The organism is Pantoea sp. MT58, from assembly GCF_014495885.1.
In the GTDB taxonomy this organism is placed as follows: Bacteria; Pseudomonadota; Gammaproteobacteria; order Enterobacterales; family Enterobacteriaceae; genus Pantoea; species Pantoea eucalypti.
Genome location: NZ_CP061083.1, coordinates 916428 through 936939, shown reverse-complemented (window position 1 = coordinate 936939; position 20512 = coordinate 916428). Strand labels below are relative to the sequence as shown.

The 20512-nt window shown below is 53.1% G+C and carries 16 protein-coding genes, 2 tRNA genes, 2 rRNA genes and 1 other annotated feature; of the genes, 6 read left to right on the top strand and 14 right to left on the bottom strand.

What is annotated here, in order from left to right:
• Positions 1-73 precede the first annotated feature (73 nt).
• From IAI47_RS04455 to rluD, 7 genes are all read right to left on the bottom strand, one after another.
• Positions 74-2981, bottom strand: a 23S ribosomal RNA gene (locus IAI47_RS04455).
• A gap of 207 nt (positions 2982-3188) precedes the next feature.
• Positions 3189-3264: transfer RNA gene (locus tag IAI47_RS04450), tRNA-Ala, on the bottom strand.
• A gap of 142 nt (positions 3265-3406) precedes the next feature.
• Positions 3407-3483: transfer RNA gene (locus tag IAI47_RS04445), tRNA-Ile, on the bottom strand.
• A gap of 73 nt (positions 3484-3556) precedes the next feature.
• Positions 3557-5097 (bottom strand): 16S ribosomal RNA (locus IAI47_RS04440).
• The 16S and 23S rRNA genes sit together here with 2 tRNA genes alongside, the layout of an rRNA operon.
• Positions 5098-5570: 473 nt before the next feature.
• Positions 5571-8156, bottom strand: a complete 2586-nt coding sequence (clpB, locus tag IAI47_RS04435) for an ATP-dependent chaperone ClpB (RefSeq protein WP_182630296.1) — start codon at positions 8154-8156, stop codon at positions 5571-5573.
• Between the two features lie 114 nt (positions 8157-8270).
• The gene (yfiH, locus tag IAI47_RS04430; protein ID WP_008927083.1) at positions 8271-8999 is read right to left on the bottom strand and encodes a purine nucleoside phosphorylase YfiH; all 729 of its coding nucleotides are present in this window, start codon (positions 8997-8999) and stop codon (positions 8271-8273) included.
• Positions 8999-9976 (bottom strand): 23S rRNA pseudouridine(1911/1915/1917) synthase RluD, encoded by a 978-nt coding sequence (gene rluD, locus IAI47_RS04425; RefSeq protein ID WP_003849028.1) that lies wholly within the window; start codon positions 9974-9976, stop codon positions 8999-9001. The genes yfiH and rluD overlap by 1 nt, the downstream gene beginning before the upstream one ends.
• A 129-nt stretch (positions 9977-10105) precedes the next feature.
• On the opposite strand from rluD, the gene bamD reads away from it, so the two are divergent.
• The 4 genes from bamD (at position 10106) to pheA (ending at position 12864) form a co-directional block, all read left to right on the top strand.
• The gene (bamD, locus tag IAI47_RS04420; RefSeq protein ID WP_187961173.1) at positions 10106-10837 is read left to right on the top strand and encodes an outer membrane protein assembly factor BamD; all 732 of its coding nucleotides are present in this window, start codon (positions 10106-10108) and stop codon (positions 10835-10837) included.
• Between the two features lie 280 nt (positions 10838-11117).
• On the top strand, positions 11118-11453 hold the full coding sequence (raiA, locus tag IAI47_RS04415) for a ribosome-associated translation inhibitor RaiA (RefSeq protein WP_003849030.1): 336 nt from the start codon (positions 11118-11120) through the stop codon (positions 11451-11453).
• A gap of 88 nt (positions 11454-11541) precedes the next feature.
• Positions 11542-11666, top strand: a sequence feature (Phe leader region).
• Positions 11543-11590 carry a pheA operon leader peptide PheL gene (pheL, locus tag IAI47_RS21910; RefSeq protein ID WP_197066373.1) on the top strand — a complete coding sequence of 16 codons (48 nt, stop codon included), beginning with the start codon at positions 11543-11545 and terminating at the stop codon, positions 11588-11590. It overlaps the preceding feature by 48 nt.
• Before the next feature lie 22 nt (positions 11667-11688).
• Positions 11689-12864 (top strand): bifunctional chorismate mutase/prephenate dehydratase, encoded by a 1176-nt coding sequence (gene pheA, locus IAI47_RS04410; protein WP_008927084.1) that lies wholly within the window; start codon positions 11689-11691, stop codon positions 12862-12864.
• A 32-nt stretch (positions 12865-12896) separates the two neighbouring features.
• Here pheA and tyrA read toward each other — a convergent pair whose 3' ends face one another.
• Both tyrA and IAI47_RS04400 read right to left on the bottom strand, forming a co-directional pair.
• The gene (gene tyrA, locus IAI47_RS04405) at positions 12897-14018 is read right to left on the bottom strand and encodes a bifunctional chorismate mutase/prephenate dehydrogenase (protein ID WP_008927085.1); all 1122 of its coding nucleotides are present in this window, start codon (positions 14016-14018) and stop codon (positions 12897-12899) included.
• Between the two features lie 5 nt (positions 14019-14023).
• Entirely contained in the window at positions 14024-15103 is a 1080-nt protein-coding gene (locus tag IAI47_RS04400) for a 3-deoxy-7-phosphoheptulonate synthase (protein WP_003849031.1), read from the bottom strand.
• Positions 15104-15392: 289 nt separating this feature from the next.
• On the opposite strand from IAI47_RS04400, the gene IAI47_RS04395 reads away from it, so the two are divergent.
• Positions 15393-15929: a GNAT family N-acetyltransferase gene (locus IAI47_RS04395; protein WP_008927086.1), complete on the top strand. Its 537-nt coding sequence runs from the start codon at positions 15393-15395 to the stop codon at positions 15927-15929.
• 96 nt (positions 15930-16025) lie between these two features.
• Here IAI47_RS04395 and rplS read toward each other — a convergent pair whose 3' ends face one another.
• The 5 genes from rplS to ffh all read right to left on the bottom strand — a co-directional run bounded on the left by rplS (position 16026) and on the right by ffh (position 19537).
• Positions 16026-16373 carry a 50S ribosomal protein L19 gene (gene rplS / locus IAI47_RS04390; RefSeq protein WP_003849035.1) on the bottom strand — a complete coding sequence of 116 codons (348 nt, stop codon included), beginning with the start codon at positions 16371-16373 and terminating at the stop codon, positions 16026-16028.
• A 44-nt stretch (positions 16374-16417) separates the two neighbouring features.
• Positions 16418-17182 (bottom strand): tRNA (guanosine(37)-N1)-methyltransferase TrmD, encoded by a 765-nt coding sequence (gene trmD / locus IAI47_RS04385; RefSeq protein ID WP_003849037.1) that lies wholly within the window; start codon positions 17180-17182, stop codon positions 16418-16420.
• Positions 17183-17217: 35 nt separating this feature from the next.
• Positions 17218-17766: a ribosome maturation factor RimM gene (rimM, locus tag IAI47_RS04380; RefSeq protein WP_003849039.1), complete on the bottom strand. Its 549-nt coding sequence runs from the start codon at positions 17764-17766 to the stop codon at positions 17218-17220.
• Positions 17767-17784: 18 nt separating this feature from the next.
• Positions 17785-18033, bottom strand: a complete 249-nt coding sequence (gene rpsP / locus IAI47_RS04375; RefSeq protein WP_003849041.1) for a 30S ribosomal protein S16 — start codon at positions 18031-18033, stop codon at positions 17785-17787.
• 142 nt (positions 18034-18175) lie between these two features.
• The gene (ffh, locus tag IAI47_RS04370; RefSeq protein WP_003849043.1) at positions 18176-19537 is read right to left on the bottom strand and encodes a signal recognition particle protein; all 1362 of its coding nucleotides are present in this window, start codon (positions 19535-19537) and stop codon (positions 18176-18178) included.
• A gap of 166 nt (positions 19538-19703) precedes the next feature.
• Between ffh and IAI47_RS04365 the strand changes: the two genes are divergently transcribed.
• Positions 19704-20504: an inner membrane protein YpjD gene (locus IAI47_RS04365; RefSeq protein ID WP_003849045.1), complete on the top strand. Its 801-nt coding sequence runs from the start codon at positions 19704-19706 to the stop codon at positions 20502-20504.
• Positions 20505-20512 lie beyond the last annotated feature (8 nt).

Below are 20512 nucleotides of genomic sequence, written 5' to 3'. Positions count from 1 at the left end.
GCCCCTTAAGGCCGCGCAGATATATCCGGTACAGGCTGAAAATCGTCTCTCTCAAAAACGCCTCTGGCGTTGTAAGGTTAAGCCTCACGGGTCATTAGTACCGGTTAGCTCAACGCATCGCTGCGCTTACACACCCGGCCTATCAACGTCGTAGTCTTCAACGTCCCTTCAGGACTCTCAAGGAGTCAGGGAGAACTCATCTCGGGGCAAGTTTCGTGCTTAGATGCTTTCAGCACTTATCTTTTCCGCACTTAGCTACCGGGCAATGCCATTGGCATGACAACCCGAACACCAGTGGTGCGTTCACTCCGGTCCTCTCGTACTAGGAGCAACCCCCCTCAATTCTCCAGCGCCCACGGCAGATAGGGACCGAACTGTCTCACGACGTTCTAAACCCAGCTCGCGTACCACTTTAAACGGCGAACAGCCGTACCCTTGGGACCTACTTCAGCCCCAGGATGTGATGAGCCGACATCGAGGTGCCAAACACCGCCGTCGATATGAACTCTTGGGCGGTATCAGCCTGTTATCCCCGGAGTACCTTTTATCCGTTGAGCGATGGCCCTTCCATTCAGAACCACCGGATCACTATGACCTGCTTTCGCACCTGCTCGAGCCGTCACTCTCGCAGTCAAGCCAGCTTATGCCATTGCACTAACCTCACGATGTCCGACCGTGATTAGCTGACCTTCGTGCTCCTCCGTTACTCTTTAGGAGGAGACCGCCCCAGTCAAACTACCCACCAGACACTGTCCGCAGCCCGGATCACGGGCCTACGTTAGAACATCAAACATTAAAGGGTGGTATTTCAAGGTTGGCTCCACGCGAACTGGCGTCCGCGCTTCAAAGCCTCCCACCTATCCTACACATCAAGGCTCAATGTTCAGTGTCAAGCTGTAGTAAAGGTTCACGGGGTCTTTCCGTCTTGCCGCGGGTACACTGCATCTTCACAGCGAGTTCAATTTCACTGAGTCTCGGGTGGAGACAGCCTGGCCATCATTACGCCATTCGTGCAGGTCGGAACTTACCCGACAAGGAATTTCGCTACCTTAGGACCGTTATAGTTACGGCCGCCGTTTACCGGGGCTTCGATCAAGAGCTTCTCCTTGCGGATAACCCCATCAATTAACCTTCCGGCACCGGGCAGGCGTCACACCGTATACGTCCACTTTCGTGTTTGCACAGTGCTGTGTTTTTAATAAACAGTTGCAGCCAGCTGGTATCTTCGACTGGCTTCGGCTCGGGGAGTAAATCCCTCCACCTACGCGCCAGCGTGCCTTCTCCCGAAGTTACGGCACCATTTTGCCTAGTTCCTTCACCCGAGTTCTCTCAAGCGCCTTGGTATTCTCTACCTGACCACCTGTGTCGGTTTGGGGTACGATTCTGTGTTACCTGATGCTTAGAGGCTTTTCCTGGAAGCTGGGCATTTATCACTTCAGCACCGTAGTGCCTCGTCGTCACGCCTCAGCGTTGATAAGGGACCGGATTTACCTGGACCCTCCGCCTACACGCTTAAACCGGGACAACCGTCGCCCGGCTGATATAGCCTTCTCCGTCCCCCCTTCGCAGTAACACCGAGTACAGGAATATTAACCTGTTTCCCATCGACTACGCCTTTCGGCCTCGCCTTAGGGGTCGACTCACCCTGCTCCGATTAACGTTGAACAGGAACCCTTGGTCTTCCGGCGAGCGGGCTTTTCACCCGCTTTATCGTTACTTATGTCAGCATTCGCACTTCTGATACCTCCAGCATGCCTCACAGCACACCTTCGACGGCTTACAGAACGCTCCCCTACCCAACAACACATAGTGTCGCTGCCGCAGCTTCGGTGCATGGTTTAGCCCCGTTACATCTTCCGCGCAGGCCGACTCGACCAGTGAGCTATTACGCTTTCTTTAAATGATGGCTGCTTCTAAGCCAACATCCTGGCTGTCTGTGCCTTCCCACATCGTTTCCCACTTAACCATGACTTTGGGACCTTAGCTGGCGGTCTGGGTTGTTTCCCTCTTCACGACGGACGTTAGCACCCGCCGTGTGTCTCCCGTGATAACATTCCTCGGTATTCGCAGTTTGCATCGGGTTGGTAAGCCGGGATGGCCCCCTAGCCGAAACAGTGCTCTACCCCCGAGGATGAGTTCACGAGGCGCTACCTAAATAGCTTTCGGGGAGAACCAGCTATCTCCCGGTTTGATTGGCCTTTCACCCCCAGCCACAGGTCATCCGCTAATTTTTCAACATTAGTCGGTTCGGTCCTCCAGTTAGTGTTACCCAACCTTCAACCTGCCCATGGCTAGATCACCGGGTTTCGGGTCTATACCCTGCAACTTAACGCCCAGTTAAGACTCGGTTTCCCTGCGGCTCCCCTATACGGTTAACCTTGCTACAGAATATAAGTCGCTGACCCATTATACAAAAGGTACGCAGTCACCCCCATAAAGAAGGCTCCCACTGCTTGTACGTACACGGTTTCAGGTTCTGTTTCACTCCCCTCGCCGGGGTTCTTTTCGCCTTTCCCTCACGGTACTGGTTCACTATCGGTCAGTCAGGAGTATTTAGCCTTGGAGGATGGTCCCCCCATATTCAGACAGGATACCACGTGTCCCGCCTTACTCATCGAGCTCACAGCACGTGTGCTTTTGTGTACGGGAGTATCACCCTGTACCCTGCGACTTTCCAGACGCTTCCACTAACACACATGCTGATTCAGGCTCTGGGCTGCTCCCCGTTCGCTCGCCGCTACTGGGGGAATCTCGGTTGATTTCTTTTCCTCGGGGTACTTAGATGTTTCAGTTCCCCCGGTTCGCCTTGCAGCACTATGTATTCATGCTGCAATGATGCACAGAGTGCACCGGGTTTCCCCATTCGGACATCGACGGCTGTAGCGGTTCATATCACCTTACCGTCGCTTTACGCAGATTAGCACGTCCTTCATCGCCTCTGACTGCCTGGGCATCCACCGTGTACGCTTAGTCGCTTAACCTCACAACCCACAGGCGTTTTACAACGCTGCGAGCTGCAAGCATTTGAGAGACTCGAACATGTCGCGCTTTTCATTCTTATTACGGAGAATGAAAACGACACGTCGTTTCAATTTTCAGCTTGTTCCGGATTGTTAAAGAGCATAATACTTCGCAGCACACCGTTGCCGGTACGCTCTGAAGTATTCAGAAAAAACAGATAAACGGTATGGTGGAGCTAAGCGGGATCGAACCGCTGACCTCCTGCGTGCAAGGCAGGCGCTCTCCCAGCTGAGCTATAGCCCCATACAGTTACTGCAGAGACCACTACTACCACTCAACCGAGTACACTTCGTGAGAAATGCAATTCGTGCTCAGGCAAGGCATGTTTCCGCGAAGCATAGTGAACTATGCGAGCCGGAGACATAACGCAGCGTGAGTGCGAATTTGGTAGGCCTGAGTGGACTTGAACCACCGACCTCACCCTTATCAGGGGTGCGCTCTAACCACCTGAGCTACAAGCCTGTAGAGGTTTTTTCTGCTCGTTACTTTTTATCAGACAATCTGTGTGGACACTGCGCGGGAAGGTATCTTCAGGTAAGGAGGTGATCCAACCGCAGGTTCCCCTACGGTTACCTTGTTACGACTTCACCCCAGTCATGAATCACAAAGTGGTAAGCGCCCTCCCGAAGGTTAAGCTACCTACTTCTTTTGCAACCCACTCCCATGGTGTGACGGGCGGTGTGTACAAGGCCCGGGAACGTATTCACCGTGGCATTCTGATCCACGATTACTAGCGATTCCGACTTCACGGAGTCGAGTTGCAGACTCCGATCCGGACTACGACGCACTTTGTGAGGTCCGCTTGCTCTCGCGAGGTCGCTTCTCTTTGTATGCGCCATTGTAGCACGTGTGTAGCCCTACTCGTAAGGGCCATGATGACTTGACGTCATCCCCACCTTCCTCCGGTTTATCACCGGCAGTCTCCTTTGAGTTCCCGCCATCACGCGCTGGCAACAAAGGATAAGGGTTGCGCTCGTTGCGGGACTTAACCCAACATTTCACAACACGAGCTGACGACAGCCATGCAGCACCTGTCTCACGGTTCCCGAAGGCACTAAGGCATCTCTGCCGAATTCCGTGGATGTCAAGAGTAGGTAAGGTTCTTCGCGTTGCATCGAATTAAACCACATGCTCCACCGCTTGTGCGGGCCCCCGTCAATTCATTTGAGTTTTAACCTTGCGGCCGTACTCCCCAGGCGGTCGACTTAACGCGTTAGCTCCGGAAGCCACTCCTCAAGGGAACAACCTCCAAGTCGACATCGTTTACGGCGTGGACTACCAGGGTATCTAATCCTGTTTGCTCCCCACGCTTTCGCACCTGAGCGTCAGTCTTTGTCCAGGGGGCCGCCTTCGCCACCGGTATTCCTCCAGATCTCTACGCATTTCACCGCTACACCTGGAATTCTACCCCCCTCTACAAGACTCAAGCCTGCCAGTTTCAAATGCAGTTCCCAGGTTAAGCCCGGGGATTTCACATCTGACTTAACAGACCGCCTGCGTGCGCTTTACGCCCAGTAATTCCGATTAACGCTTGCACCCTCCGTATTACCGCGGCTGCTGGCACGGAGTTAGCCGGTGCTTCTTCTGCGGGTAACGTCAATCGGTAAGGTTATTAACCTCACCGCCTTCCTCCCCGCTGAAAGTACTTTACAACCCGAAGGCCTTCTTCATACACGCGGCATGGCTGCATCAGGCTTGCGCCCATTGTGCAATATTCCCCACTGCTGCCTCCCGTAGGAGTCTGGACCGTGTCTCAGTTCCAGTGTGGCTGGTCATCCTCTCAGACCAGCTAGGGATCGTCGCCTAGGTGGGCCATTACCCCGCCTACTAGCTAATCCCATCTGGGTTCATCCGATAGTGAGAGGCCCGAAGGTCCCCCTCTTTGGTCTTGCGACGTTATGCGGTATTAGCCACCGTTTCCAGTGGTTATCCCCCTCTATCGGGCAGATCCCCAGACATTACTCACCCGTCCGCCACTCGTCACCCAAGAGCAAGCTCTCTGTGCTACCGTCCGACTTGCATGTGTTAGGCCTGCCGCCAGCGTTCAATCTGAGCCATGATCAAACTCTTCAATTTAAGTTTGATTTGCTTAAACAAGTTAAGCGGTGCTCATCTGTAAAACGTCATAATGAATTTCATTATGTGTTCACTCGTGAGGCTTTGATATTTTGTTGCGTCCGGAGACGCTGATATCAATCCTGCGAGTGCCCACACAGATTGTCTGATAAATTGTTAAAGAGCAGTGCGAACAGTGCGTTAGCGTCCTGTCGCGAGGTGGCGTATATTACGCTTTCCTCCTGCAGAGTCAACCTCTTTCTCAGAAGTTTTTCTCCGGCGGCGCAGTCTCCTGTGCCTGCTGACCCGTTTTCCGTTTCCGGTTTGCCGTGTCAGTGGAGGCGCATTATAGGGAACGGCTGAGATAGCGCAAGTGCAAATTAAGACTTTTTTTCTGACCGTTCACTTTGCAGCCAAAAAGAACAGTAAGTAAGCAAAAACCCCTTTAAAGGGTAAAAAAAACGGGCCAGAGGCCCGTTTTTCGATTCGCACTATTACTGATGTGCCGTTATGACGTCGTTAACGACATCCATTTCGATGGTTTTACCCGGCACCAGCGAACCTGCAAGGATCTGCTGAGCCAGCGGGTTCTCGATCTGCTGCTGTATCGCACGTTTCAGCGGACGCGCACCATAGACCGGGTCATACCCATTTTCCGCCAGCAGTTTGATCGCATCATCGGAGATGTGCAGCTGATAGCCACGTTCATCCAGACGTTTGTACAACCGCTGCAGCTGAATCTGCGCAATGGAGGCAATGTGTTTCTCCGCCAGCGGATGGAACACCACTACCTCATCAATACGGTTGACGAATTCAGGACGGAAATGCTGTCCGACCACACCCATCACAATATCTTTCATTTCCGGATAGCTGAGATTACCGAACCGCTCCTGGATTAAATCTGATCCCAGGTTAGAGGTCATGATCACCACGCTGTTACGGAAATCGACCGTACGGCCCTGTCCATCCGTCAGACGCCCATCATCCAGCACCTGCAGCAGAATGTTGAAGACATCAGGATGCGCCTTTTCAACTTCATCCAGCAGGATGACGGAATAAGGACGACGGCGCACCGCTTCGGTCAGATAACCGCCCTCTTCATAGCCGACGTAGCCCGGAGGTGCACCCACCAGCCGTGAGACCGAATGTTTTTCCATAAACTCGGACATGTCGATACGCACCATCGCATCGTCACTGTCGAACAGGAAATTAGCCAGCGACTTACACAGTTCGGTTTTACCTACCCCGGTTGGACCCAGGAACAGGAAAGAGCCGATAGGCCGGTTAGGATCAGAGAGACCTGCACGACTACGGCGTATGGCATTCGATACCGCTTCTACCGCTTCATCCTGTCCAATGACCCGGCCATGCAGATCCTGCTCCATGCGCAGCAACTTATCACGCTCACCTTCCATCATGCGTGCCACCGGAATACCGGTCCAGCGCGCCAGTACATCGGCAATCTCCACATCTGTTACGCGGTTGCGCAGTAACTTCATGGTTTTACCTTCAGCCTGAGTCGCTGCGGCTAACTGTTTTTCCAGTGCCGGAATTTTACCGTACTGCAGCTCTGACATCTGAGCGAGATCGCCCTGGCGACGGGCCTGCTCTAAATTCAGACGCGCCTGCTCCAGTTCAGCTTTGATGTTCTGCGTGCCGGACAGCGAGGCTTTCTCTGTCTTCCACTCATCTTCCAGCTCAGCGTATTCACGCTCTTTCTGATTCAGCTCGGTTTCCAGCATTTCAAGACGCTTGATGCTGGCATCGTCCGCCTCTTTCTTCAGCGCCTGCTGCTCCAGCTTCAACTGAATGATACGGCGCTCCAGGCGATCGAGTGACTCCGGCTTGGAGTCCATCTGCATACGAATACTGGATGCCGCCTCATCAATCAGGTCAATGGCTTTATCCGGCAGCTGGCGGTCAGCAATGTAACGATGAGACAGCGTTGCTGCCGCGACAATGGCCGGGTCAGTGATCTGCACATGATGATGCAGTTCGTAACGCTCTTTCAGGCCACGCAGAATCGCGATGGTGTCTTCCACACCTGGCTCAGCCACGAAGACTTTCTGGAAACGACGCTCCAGCGCGGCATCTTTCTCGATATACTGACGATACTCATCCAGTGTGGTGGCACCCACGCAGTGCAGTTCACCACGCGCCAGCGCAGGCTTAAGCATATTGCCCGCGTCCATCGCACCGTCCGCTTTACCCGCACCGACCATAGTGTGCAGTTCGTCGATAAACAGAATGACGTTGCCTTCCTGTTTCGACAGATCGCTCAGCACCCCTTTCAGACGCTCTTCGAACTCACCGCGATATTTCGCCCCGGCGACCAGTGCACCCATATCCAGCGCCAGCACCCGACGACCTTTCAGGCCCTCAGGCACTTCACCGTTAATGATGCGCTGCGCCAGCCCTTCAACAATCGCAGTTTTACCCACACCAGGTTCACCAATCAGCACCGGGTTATTTTTGGTACGGCGCTGCAGAACCTGAATAGTGCGGCGAATCTCTTCGTCACGGCCGATGACCGGATCGAGTTTGCCCTTCTCGGCACGCTCGGTCAGATCGATGGTGTATTTCTTTAATGCCTGGCGCTGATCTTCAGCACCCTGATCGTTCACGTTGTCTCCTCCCCGCATCTGTTCAATCGCACCGGTGATTTTTTCGCGTGTTGCGCCCGCTGCTTTGAGCAGATCGGCCAGTGAGCCACGAGATTCCAGAGCGGCCAGAACAAATAATTCTGATGAAATAAAGTTATCGTTGCGCTTCTGCGCCAGCTTATCGCACAGGTTTAATACCCGGACGAGGTCAGATGAAGGTTGAACGTCCCCTTCGCTGCCTTCAACTTGTGGCAGGCGATCGATGGCCTGCTCAACCTGAGCGCGAAAAGGCGTAACGTCGACACCCGCCGAAGTCAGTAAAGGTGAAACCGATCCGCCTTCCTGTTTAAGCAATGCGCTCATCAGGTGCAGAGGTTCAATGAATTGGTTGTCGTGTCCCAGAGCCAGGGACTGCGCGTCGGCGAGAGCCAGCTGAAATTTGTTAGTAAGACGATCCAGACGCATAATTCCTCCCATTACAGGTCAAAATGCTACTGGAGATTAAATGAGGTCATCCCTCAAAAATTTCAAGGTTAATGACCTGAGATTTGAGTAAAAAACACGCTAACTGGACCGTCTTATGGCGTAAGGTTATAACAGCCAGATTAAAGTTGCCATACGCCCGGTGATACCATCGCGACGGAAGGAGAAGAAATCATCGCGCTGCGTAAAGGTACAACGGCTGTCAGCGCTGATTGAATTCACGCCCGCTGCCTGCAGTCGCATACGCGCCAGCAGCCAGATATCAGCGTAAAAACGGTCGCCTGAAGGACGGAAAGCCTGCACAGCGCGGGGATCCTGCGCCATAAAAGCCTCACGCACTTCTGCGCCAACCTCAAACGCATCCGGTCCGATGGCCGGCCCCAGCCAGACATGAATCTGCTCAGGCGGAGAACGAAACTGCGCCAGCGTATTTTCCAGTACACCGGCACAGAGCCCGCGCCAGCCTGCATGTGCTGCCGCCACTTCCGTCCCATCCTGCGAACAGAACAGCACCGGCAGACAGTCAGCGGTCATGATGGCGCAGACGACCCCGGGCTGATCGGTAATGCAGGCATCAGCACGTAATGGCATGTTTCCGCCTGCAGTCAGACGCACGACCTCCGTGCCATGAACCTGCTCCAGCCACTGCGGCATAGCGGGCAAATCCGCCTTATCCACCAGCAACTGACGGTTAAGCGCCACCGCATCCGGATTATCTCCCACGTGCCCGCCGAGATTCAGCGCATCCCAGGGCGACGTGCTTACGCCACCCTGTCGCTGCGTCGAGCAGGCCCGAACGCGTGACGAGGCGGGCCATTGCGGCGTAATCAGACTCATCACCAATTCATCTGGTCTTTAAATTCTTCAGTGTCTGCTTTTAACGCCGCGATTAAATCAACCATGTCCTGTGGAAGCGCAGCATGGAATTCCATCTCAATACCACTGATTGGATGATAGAGGCGCAACATCGTGGCGTGCAGTGCCTGACGATCGAAACCGCGCAGCGTAGTAATAAATGCCTCTGATGCCCCTTTTGGCGGACGCGGGCGGCCACCGTAAAGTGGATCGCCCACCAGCGGATGGCTGATGTGAGACATATGCACACGGATCTGGTGAGTACGACCCGTCTCCAGACGCAGACGCAGACGGGTATGAGCCCGGAAATGCTCCATGATGCGATAATGCGTCACCGCCGGTTTGCCCATTGGATGAACCGCCATATGGGTACGTTTGGTGGAGTGACGGCTGATAGGCTGCTCAACCGTGCCGCCCGCCGTCATATTGCCAATCGCGACCGCTTCATATTCACGGGTGATTTCGCGACGCTGCAGCGAGTCCACCAGATGCGTCTGAGCCGGAACGGTTTTCGCGACCACCATTAAACCGGTGGTGTCTTTATCCAGGCGGTGTACGATGCCGGCGCGTGGCACATCCATAATCGCAGGGTAGTGATGAAGTAAGGCGTTTAACACCGTGCCATCCGGATTACCGGCGCCAGGGTGAACCACAAAGTCACGTGGTTTGTTGATGACAATAATGTCTTCATCTTCATAAACGATGTCGAGTGGCAGATCCTGAGGTTCCCAGCGCTGTGCCTCTTCGATCTCAGCGTCAATCGCGACCAGCTCGCCGCCCAGCACTTTTTCTTTGGGGGTATCGACCATAACGCCGTTTACAGTAACGCGACGATCAAGGATCCACTCTTTTATGCGGGAACGTGAATAATCAGGGAACAATTCCGCCAAAGTCTGATCTAAACGTTGTCCGAGTTGTGATTCGGATACCGTTGCGGTGAGTTGAACTTGTTGTGCCATATACAGCTTCTTCGTTAACGTTGGGTTTTCACGGCGATGCCGTTTAATATAATGTGCTATCGTACCTGGTCATTACCGGGAGCTATACGGACAGCTTCCGCCATAACATTTGAGGATAATCACTTCGTCATGACGCGTATGAAACATCTGGTGGCTGCTGCCACACTGAGCCTGGCACTTGTTGGTTGTTCCGGCTCAAATGACGCGGTACCGGACAACCCGCCTTCTGAAATCTATGCTACAGCGCAGCAAAAGCTGCAGGACGGTAACTTTAAAGCCGCGATTAAGCAACTGGAAGCGCTGGATAATCGTTATCCGTTCGGTCCTTATTCGCAGCAGGTGCAGCTGGATTTAATCTACGCGTACTATAAAAATGCCGATCTGCCCCTGGCGCAGGCTGCCATTGCTCGCTTTATGCGTCTGAACCCCACGCATCCGAACATTGACTATGTCATCTATATGAAAAGTCTGACGGACATGGCGCTGGATGACTCCGCGCTGCAGGGCTTCTTTGGTATTGATCGTTCTGACCGCGATCCGACGCACGCTCGTGATGCTTTCCGCGACTTCTCCCAGCTGCTGCGTAATTACCCGAACAGCCAGTATGCGGCTGATGCTCAGAAACGCCTGGTCTATCTGAAAGACCGTCTGGCTAAATATGAGCTGTCAGTGGCGCAATTCTATACTAAGCGTGAGGCTTATGTCGCGGTTGTTAACCGTGTAGAAGGTATGATGCGCGATTATCCGGATACGCAGGCGACACACGATGCCCTGCCGCTGATGGAAAATGCTTACCGTAATCTGCAGCTGAACGCTGAAGCTGACAAAGTGGCGAAAATCATTGCAGTCAACAAAAGCTGATTGCCCGACCGATTTCAGCCACAAAAAAAGCAGCCTGCGATGGCTGCTTTTTTTTGCCCGAAGAACAGTCAGATTTGGATCTGATTCCAGCGAGCTAACTCATCCAGCATGCCGTGTTAATCGTTTCGCTTCAAGCCATTTCAGCGAGTTTCTCTGCCTTTCTCACAGAATGTTGTAACTGACAAAAAGTGACATTTTTTTGTGATCAAAATCTCACATTTAACGTTTTTTCGCGCTATGCTGAGAAGACCAAGACGGAAATGACAGAGAGGTAAGAATAATGATTCTGAACATTACCAGTAAACAAATGGACATCACCCCGGCAATCCGAAGCCATGTTGAAGACCGTCTCGCCAAGCTCGAAAAATGGCAAACCGACCTGATTAATCCGCATATTGTCCTGTCCAAAGAGCCCAAAGAATTCGTGGCTGATGCCACTATTAACACACCGAACGGGACTCTGGTGGCCAGCGCCAAGCACGACGATATGTATACCGCCATCAACGATTTGATTGCGAAACTCGAACGTCAGCTGAATAAAGTTCAGCATAAGTCTGAAGCCCGCCGCGCCAGTGCCAGCGTAAAAGACATTATCCCCGCCGACGAAGAGTCCTGATTTCCTTAACGCGCCTCCGGGCGCGTTTTTTATTGACAGCTTTTAAGCAGTACGGTTACTCTCAGGTCACTCACATTTCGGACATTACGATGAAACCCACTCTGTTTTTCTTCGCTTTCTTTTTTACCTTCCCCTGAACGGGAGGCTATTCGTCGTGTGAAAATGAAAGCGAAGACGAACAACGAAGCCTCCCAACCGGGAGGCTTTTTTATTGGATAGCATACAGGTGAGCCCTATGAATCCCGACAATCCCTTGCTGGCGTTACGCGATAAGATCAGCGCAGTGGATAAAAAACTTCTGACGCTGCTGGCCGAGCGTCGTCTGCTGGCAGTGGAAGTCGCACATGCAAAACTTGCCACGCATCGCCCGATTCGGGATGTGGAACGCGAACGTGCGCTGCTGGAGAATCTGATTGTACTGGGTAAAGCGCATAAACTGGATGCGCACTACATCACCCGGCTGTTCCAGCTGGTTATTGAAGATTCAGTGCTGACTCAGCAAGCACTGCTGCAGAAAAATCTCAACCATCCTCATGCGCATGCCGCCCGTATCGCATTCCTCGGCCCGAAAGGCTCTTACTCGCACCTTGCCGCACGCAACTACGCGTCACGTCATTTCGACAGCATGGTGGAGTGTGGCTGCCTGAAATTTCACGACATCATCAAGCAGGTCGAAAATGGCCTGGCTGATTACGCCGTGATGCCGATTGAGAACACCAGTTCGGGCTCGATCAATGATGTCTACGATCTGCTGCAACAGACCAGCCTCTCTATCGTGGGCGAACTGACCTTACCTATCGACCACTGCGTGCTGGTGAATGGCCCCACCGATCTGCAGCAGATTGAGACGGTGTACAGCCATCCTCAGCCCTTCCAGCAGTGCAGCCAGTTTATTAACCGTTTCCCGCACTGGAAAATTGAATATACCGAGAGTACTGCGGCAGCGATGGAGAGAGTGGCTGCGCTCAACTCACCTAAGGTGGCAGCATTAGGCAGTGAAGCCGGTGGTGAGCTCTATCAGTTGCAGGTGCTGGAACGTAATCTGGCAAACCAGCAGCAGAACCATACCCGCTTTATCGTGCTCGCCCGAAAAGCCATCGAGGTTTCAGATCAGGTGCCAGCGAAAACGACACTGATTATGGCAACCGGCCAGCAGGCGGGTGCGCTGGTTGATGCACTATTGGTGCTGCGTCAGCACAACCTGATTATGAGCAAGCTGGAGTCACGCCCGATTAATGGCAATCCGTGGGAAGAGATGTTTTACATTGATGTGCAGGGTAACCTGCAATCAGAGCGGATGCAGCAGGCTCTGCAGGAGTTACAGACCATGACCCGCTCTCTGAAGGTGCTGGGCTGCTATCCCAGCGAGAATGTGATACCCGCTGAACCCGGCGATGAAACCGTTGAATAGCAAAAAGGCATCCGCAGGGATGCCTTTTTCGTTTATGGCCGACTGTCATTGGCCGAGCGTAACAGACTCCGGCTTTCCACCAGGAAGCGTTTCGCGTGATCGCCAAACCACTGCTCGACCCGGTTAAAGCTGGCAATGAATGCCTGTTTATCGCCCTGCTCCAGCAGCGCAATCGCTTCACCAAAGCGCTGGTAATAACGTTTGATCAGCGCCAGATTACTCTCTGACGACATGATGATATCCGCGTAAAGCTGCGGATCCTGAGCAAACAACCGCCCTACCATTGCCAGCTCCAGTCGATAGATAGGCGATGAGAGTGCCAGCAGCTGATCAAGATTCACGTTTTCTTCAGCTAAATGCAGACCGTAGGCAAAGGTGGCAAAGTGACGCAGTGCCTGAATAAACGCCATGTTCTGGTCATGCTCTACAGCGCTGATACGATGCAGACGCGCACCCCAGACCTGAATCTGCTCCAGGAACCACTGATACGCTTCCGGCTGTCGGCCATCACACCAGACCACCACCTGTTTTGCCAGGCTGCCGCTGTCCGGGCCAAACATCGGGTGCAGACCCAGCACCGGACCATTATGAGTGGCCAGCATCGCCTGCAGAGGCCGGTTTTTCACAGAAGCCAGGTCCACCAGAATACAATCTTCCGGCAGTGGCGGCAGCTGTGCAATAACCTGCTCGGTCAGGTGAATCGGCACACTGATGATGACCATACCGGCATCGCTGAGCAGCGTTTCAGCCTGAGGCCAGTCTTCTTTATCCAGCGTTTTAACTGTGTAGCCTGACAGGCCGAGCATTTTTTCAAACAACCGGCCCATCTGGCCTTTGCCGCCGACAATCACCACCGGGCGCAATTCAGGACAGAGGGTTTTAAAGCCTTTGTCATTTTCGCTGGTATAGGACTCGCGCATCACACGACGCAGCACATCTTCAATCAGATCCGGGGGGACGCCGAGCGCCTCTGCCTCTTTGCGACGCGAAGCCAGCATTGACGCTTCACGCTCAGGGACATAGATAGGCAGACCGTAACGGCTCTTCACCTCCCCCACCTCAGCCACCAGCTCCAGCCGTTTAGCCAGCAGATCCAGCAGCGCCTTATCAACACTGTCAATTTGATCGCGTAACGCGGTCAGTTCAGCCACCATTGCTCTTACACCTCTTGTGACAGACGCGCCGACAGCACTCCCTGCAGATCCTGATGCATCTCACGCAGCAACGTTTCGGTCACTTCCCAGTTGATGCACGCATCGGTTACGGAAACGCCATACTTCATTTCGCTGCGCGGCTGCTCAGAAGACTGGTTACCTTCATTGATATGGCTTTCCAGCATCAAACCAATGATTGAACGGTTTCCGTCTTTGATCTGCGCAATAGCGGATTCCGCTACGCCAGGCTGACGGCTGTAGTCTTTATTCGAATTGCCATGGCTGCAATCTATCATTAAGGCTGGACGCAGTCCCGCCTTCAGCATCTCTTTTTCACACTGCGCGACATCTTCGGGACCGTAGTTCGGCGCTTTGCCACCACGAAGAATTACGTGACCATCCGGATTGCCCTGAGTCTGCAGCAGGCAGACCTGACCGGCCTGATTAATCCCGACAAAACGGTGCGGCATTGCAGCAGCACGCATCGCGTTGATTGCTGTGCCCAGACTGCCATCGGTGCCATTTTTAAAGCCAACTGGCATCGACAGGCCCGAGGCCATCTCACGGTGCGTCTGAGATTCTGTCGTCCGTGCGCCAATCGCCGACCAGCTGAACAGGTCGCCCAGGTATTGCGGGCTATTCGGATCCAGCGCTTCTGTGGCCAGCGGCAAGCCCATTTCAACCAGGTTCACCAGCAGCTGGCGCGCAATATGCAGACCCGCTTCCATATCAAACGAGTTATCCATGTAAGGATCATTGATCAGCCCTTTCCAGCCAACGGTAGTACGGGGTTTTTCAAAATAGACGCGCATCACAATATAGAGCTGATCTTTCAGCTGTTCAGAAAGCGTTTGCAGACGACGAGCATAGTCCAGTGCCACTTCGGTATCGTGAATCGAGCAGGGTCCGCACACCACCAGCAGACGCGGATCGCGGCCGGCAATAATGTCAGAGATAGTCTGGCGGGACGCCGCGACCTGATCCTGCTGTTCAGTTGTCAGTGGAAACTTCGCTTTCAGTTCTTCAGGCGTGATCAATACCTGTTCACCGGCGATATGCACATTGTTCAGCGCGTCTTTTTGCATGATGGCGATCCTTTGGCTCGATATAGCGGATAAGGGCTCCTCATTGAGGATTGCAAATACTGTATCACAGACAATACATAGCGCAAGATTACATGTACACATTTATTACCACAGGTCTGAATAAACCAACCTAACGACAAATAAGATCATATATATCATTTATTTAAATTTGATAACGGGATTAATTACAGCCTCCTTAATGTAAAATAAAGTTTACATACACTCTTATTGCGTTTCTGTCAGTTGCAGGCAAAATGAGAATATTGTTTATTTTCAGGCTGAGTCCATTATGCACGCCTCCCCACTGAACATCTCCCTCCGACCTTTTCTGCTAAGCGACGTCTCCGCGTTTACCGCTGCGGTCAATGCTTCTCTGGACAGCCTGATCCCGTGGATGGTCTGGGCGCATCACGATTACCAGCCTCATGATGCCGAAAGCTGGATCCGCTTTACCCACTGGCAACGGATGAAGGAGGAAGCGGAAGAGTTTGCGATTGTTGATCAGCATGACCAGCTGCTGGGGGGCGCAGGAATACGCTTTGCCCGCCATCCGGGTGACACCAGCGCAATAGGTTACTGGGTTCGCAGTGACGTTCAGCGCCAGGGAATTGCCAGCCGCGCGGTGGCAAAGCTACTCCCTCTGGGGTTTTCACGACCGGAGACCCGGTTGATTGAAATTCTGGCGGCGGAGGACAATCTGGCCAGTCGGAGAGTCGCTGAAAAGTGCGGCGGTCAGTTTATTGGCTGTCGCTATGGCCTGATCGTATTAGAGGCGGGACCGGTTAATACGGCGATTTATCATTTTCACCGGCCGGACGCCGGTTGACTGCAGGCTGCAAGGATGGCACTGACATAAAAAAGGGGCTGGCAGATGCCAACCCCTTGTTTGCTATTAACTTTTAGATGTCGCGTTAGCGATACCTTAGTTAAGACGCTCTTTAATACGAGCAGACTTACCAGTACGCTCACGCAGGTAGTACAGTTTGGCTTTACGCACAGCGCCACGACGTTTAACAGCGATGCTGTCAATTACAGGTGAATGAGTCTGGAATACACGCTCAACGCCTTCGCCGTTAGAAATTTTGCGAACAGTGAATGCAGAGTGCAGACCGCGGTTACGAATAGCGATAACCACGCCCTCGAATGCCTGCAGACGTTTTTTAGAACCTTCAACGACCCATACTTTCACTTCCACGGAATCACCCGGGCGGAAGGAAGGTACGTCCTGTTTCATCTGCTCTTGTTCAATTTGCTTGATAATGTTGCTCATAATTAAATCTCATATCCTGGGTAAACTGATAGTCGGGGAAGAGCTTACTCTTCCACATCATCGTTTTGTTGCTGCTGAGATTCCCGCTGGAACTCATTCAACAACCTTGCTTGCTCTTCAGTCAGAGCCAGGTTTTCCAGAAGTTCAGGTCTTCTCAGCCAGGTACGGCCTAGCGACTGCTTCAGACGCCAGCGGCGAATATCAGCATGGTTACCTGACAGTAATACTGCCGGGACTTCCACGCCGTCTAACACTTCAGGTCGGGTATAGTGCGGACAATCCAGCAAACCTTCAGAGAACGAATCCTCATCGGCTGACGCCTGCTTGCCGAGTACGCCGGGAATAAACCGGGCGACTGCGTCAATCATCGTCATCGCTGGCAGTTCCCCGCCACTGAGAACGTAATCACCGATTGACCATTCTTCATCAATTTCGGTCTGGATTACGCGCTCATCAATCCCTTCATAACGGCCACAGACCAGAATTAACTTGTCCCGTGCCGCCAGTTCGCAAACGCCCTGTTGGTCCAGTTTGCGACCCTGAGGTGAAAGATATATCACCCTGGCCCCTTCACCTGCCGCTGCTTTCGCTGCGGAGATGGCATCCCGTAAGGGTTGTACCATCATCAGCATTCCCGGTCCGCCGCCGTAAGGACGATCATCCACGGTACGGTGCCGGTCGTGAGTGAAATCACGAGGACTCCAGCTCTGAATGCTGAGCAGACCGTTTTTTACAGCCCGGCCAGTTACCCCGTAATCGGTAATAGCGCGAAACATTTCTGGAAACAGGCTAATAACACCAATCCACATTGTATTCGCCGTTACGTTACCGTTCGATTCGGAGATCAAAAACCAGGATCCCAATCTACCTCAATGACGCCAGTAGAGAGATCGACTTTCCTGATAACCTGTTCATCAAGAAACGGAATTAACCGCTCCTGAGCACCGAACGCATCCTTCAGGTTTGCCTTAACGACGAGAACGTCGTTCGAGCCGGTTTCCATCATATCGATGACTTTACCCATCTCGTAGCCTTCAAGGTTAACGACCTGGCAGCCCATAAGGTCTTTCCAGTAGTAGTCGCCCTCTTCCAGCGATGGCAACTGCGTCGAGTCAACCTGAATTTCGCAATTGGTTAACTGAGCCGCCGCATCCCGATCTTCAATGCCTTTGACTTTGATGATCAGGTCCTGATTGTGGTGCTTCCAACCTTCCAGTTCGACCTGCTGCCATTTACCGGCGCGCTGGATGAACCAGGGTTGGTAGTTGAAGATGCTTTCAGCGTCTTCAGTGGAGGAAAACACTTTGAGCCAGCCGCGAATACCGTAGGCGGCTCCCATCTTACCCAACACAATTGGGTTAACAGGAGGCTGTGCGGCAAGTTGTCTGCTCATGCTCACCACCGTGACAGATTAAGCTGCTTTCTTAGCTTCTTTGACCAGCGCGTTAACGCGGTCAGAAAGCGTTGCGCCCTGGCCAACCCAGTGCTCGATACGATCCAGATCAAGACGCAGACCTTCAGCCTGACCAGATGCGATCGGGTTGAAGAAACCAACGCGCTCGATGAAACGACCGTTGCGTGCATTGCGGCTGTCAGTGACGACGACCTGATAGAACGGACGCTTTTTAGCGCCGTGACGTGCCAAACGAATTGTTACCATAACATCCTCTTCAGTTAATAAAACACCCGGCCCCCATCGAGGAACGGGGTCCGGGTGCTGTATAAAAAGCCCGAAAATTTTACTCATTTTGGCGAAAAAAGCAACCCAAACCGTGCCTTTTCGGGCTTTTTTGTGGAACGCTTTAGCGGCCAGGGAAACCTGGCGGCATCATACCCTTCATGCCGCGCATCATTTTCGCCATACCGCCCTTCTTCATTTTCTTCATCATACGCTGCATGTCGTCGAACTGCTTTAATAAGCGGTTAACGTCCTGCACCTGCATACCGGAACCGGTAGCAATACGGCGCTTGCGCGAGCCTTTGATGATTTCTGGTTTCTCACGCTCTTTGCGCGTCATCGAGTTGATGATGGCTTCCATGCGCACCAGCACTTTGTCATCCATCTGCGACTTTACGTTATCTGGCAGCTGTCCCATACCCGGCAGTTTACCCATCAGGCTGGCCATGCCGCCCATGTTGCGCATCTGCTTTAGCTGCTCAAGGAAGTCATTGAGATCAAAACCGTCGCCGGTTTTCAGCTTCTTAGCCAGTTTCTCCGCCTGATCGCGGTCAACTTTGCTTTCGATGTCTTCAATCAGGGAGAGTACGTCACCCATGCCCAGGATACGCGAAGCAATACGCTCCGGGTAGAATGGCTCAAGCGCTTCGGTCTTTTCACCGACGCCCATGAATTTGATCGGTTTGCCGGTGATATGGCGAATTGACAGCGCCGCACCACCGCGTGCATCACCGTCAACCTTGGTCAGAATAACACCGGTCAGCGGCAGCGCTTCATTAAAGGCTTTTGCCGTGTTTGCGGCATCCTGACCGGTCATGGCATCGACCACAAACAGGGTTTCTACCGGCTTGATCGCCGCATGAACCTGTTTGATTTCGTCCATCATTGCTTCGTCAACGTGCAGACGGCCGGCGGTATCCACCAGCAGCACATCGTAGAACTTCAGACGAGCTTCACGCAGCGCATTGTTGACGATATCGACCGGCTTCTGGCTGAGATCGGACGGACAGAAATCCACGCCAACCTGCTGTGCCAGCGTTTCCAGCTGTTTAATTGCCGCCGGACGATAGACGTCGGCAGAAACCACTAAAACTTTCTTCTTGTGCTTCTCGCGCAGGAATTTACCCAGCTTAGCAACACTGGTGGTTTTACCGGCACCCTGCAGGCCCGCCATCAGCACCACGGCTGGTGGCTGTGCTGCCAGGTCGAGTGCGTTGTTCTCTGCACCCATCGCCGCAACGAGTTCGTTACGTACGATTTTGATAAACTCCTGACCTGGCGTCAGACTTTTATTCACATCATGACCGACCGCGCTCTCTTTCACACGGTTGATGAAGTCACGCACCACCGGCAACGCAACGTCAGCCTCAAGCAGTGCCATGCGCACTTCACGCAGGGTCTCTTTGATGTTCTCTTCAGTCAGCCTTCCGCGGCCGCTGATATTTCGCAGGGTTTGCGACAAACGATCGGTTAAATTATCAAACATGGTCTCTCACTAAAAAAAAGATCGCGAGGCGCCTGATCGGCAGAATGCGGCGGATTATAACACGAAGCCTCGGCGATCTCTGCAATTGCCCCTCAGATCGTTTGGAGCCTGCTTCGGCTGGCGCTATACTGCCTTTTTCCTTATCTGACTGAACCTGAAAGGATCTATGTTCGTTTTCGCGATAGTGGCGCTATTCGCCTACTCCTTAAGTCTTGCCTTGATCATTCCCAGCCTGTTGAAACGTAACGGCGGCTGGCGGCGAATGGCGATGCTCTCTGCCTGTGTGGCGCTGGTGACACACGCGGTGGCCTTGCAGCAACGCATATTTGCTATTGATAGCGGACAGAACTTAAGCCTGCTTAACATTGGTTCACTGGTCAGCCTGTTGATTTGCGCCATCATGACCATTGTGGCGTCACGCAACCGTGGCTGGCTACTGCTGCCGATTGTTTATAGCTTCGCGCTGATCAATCTGGCCTTTGCCACCTTTGTCCCCAATGCGTTCATCACGCATCTGGAAACTACGCCAGGCATGATGATCCACATCGGCCTGTCGCTGTTCGCCTACGCAACGCTGATCATCGCCGCGCTTTATGCGCTGCAGCTGGCGTGGATCGATTATCAGTTAAAAAACAAGCGACTGGCGTTCACCCAGGATATGCCGCCGCTGCTGACCATCGAACGTAAGATGTTTCATATCACCCAGGTTGGCGTCGTGCTGTTAACGCTGGTGCTCTGCACCGGTCTGTTTTATATGCAGGATCTCTTCAGCGCAGAAAACGTCGATAAAGCCGTGCTCTCGATCATCGCGTGGTTTGTTTATATCGTTTTGCTCTGGGGGCACTATCATGAAGGCTGGCGTGGTCGCCGCGTCGTCTGGTTTAACTGCAGCGGTGCGGTGCTGTTGACCATGGCTTACTTCGGCAGCCGCATCCTGCAGCATCTGCTTGTCCCTGGTTCTCGTTAAAAAGGAAG

Excerpts from the sequence above, each read along its gene's own strand:
- rluD (WP_003849028.1), bottom strand. The coding sequence starts at position 9,976 with ATGGCACAACAAGTTCAACTCACCGCAACGGTATCCGAATCACAACTC.
- IAI47_RS04395 (WP_008927086.1), top strand. The coding sequence starts at position 15,393 with ATGCACGCCTCCCCACTGAACATCTCCCTCCGACCTTTTCTGCTAAGC.
- rimM (WP_003849039.1), bottom strand. The coding sequence starts at position 17,766 with ATGAGCAGACAACTTGCCGCACAGCCTCCTGTTAACCCAATTGTGTTG.
- rpsP (WP_003849041.1), bottom strand. The coding sequence starts at position 18,033 with ATGGTAACAATTCGTTTGGCACGTCACGGCGCTAAAAAGCGTCCGTTC.
- pheA (WP_008927084.1), top strand. The coding sequence starts at position 11,689 with ATGAATCCCGACAATCCCTTGCTGGCGTTACGCGATAAGATCAGCGCA.
- bamD (WP_187961173.1), top strand. The coding sequence starts at position 10,106 with ATGACGCGTATGAAACATCTGGTGGCTGCTGCCACACTGAGCCTGGCA.
- IAI47_RS04365 (WP_003849045.1), top strand. The coding sequence starts at position 19,704 with ATGTTCGTTTTCGCGATAGTGGCGCTATTCGCCTACTCCTTAAGTCTT.
- IAI47_RS04400 (WP_003849031.1), bottom strand. The coding sequence starts at position 15,103 with ATGCAAAAAGACGCGCTGAACAATGTGCATATCGCCGGTGAACAGGTA.
- raiA (WP_003849030.1), top strand. The coding sequence starts at position 11,118 with ATGATTCTGAACATTACCAGTAAACAAATGGACATCACCCCGGCAATC.
- yfiH (WP_008927083.1), bottom strand. The coding sequence starts at position 8,999 with ATGAGTCTGATTACGCCGCAATGGCCCGCCTCGTCACGCGTTCGGGCC.
- clpB (WP_182630296.1), bottom strand. The coding sequence starts at position 8,156 with ATGGGAGGAATTATGCGTCTGGATCGTCTTACTAACAAATTTCAGCTG.
- rplS (WP_003849035.1), bottom strand. The coding sequence starts at position 16,373 with ATGAGCAACATTATCAAGCAAATTGAACAAGAGCAGATGAAACAGGAC.
- tyrA (WP_008927085.1), bottom strand. The coding sequence starts at position 14,018 with ATGGTGGCTGAACTGACCGCGTTACGCGATCAAATTGACAGTGTTGAT.
- trmD (WP_003849037.1), bottom strand. The coding sequence starts at position 17,182 with ATGTGGATTGGTGTTATTAGCCTGTTTCCAGAAATGTTTCGCGCTATT.
- ffh (WP_003849043.1), bottom strand. The coding sequence starts at position 19,537 with ATGTTTGATAATTTAACCGATCGTTTGTCGCAAACCCTGCGAAATATC.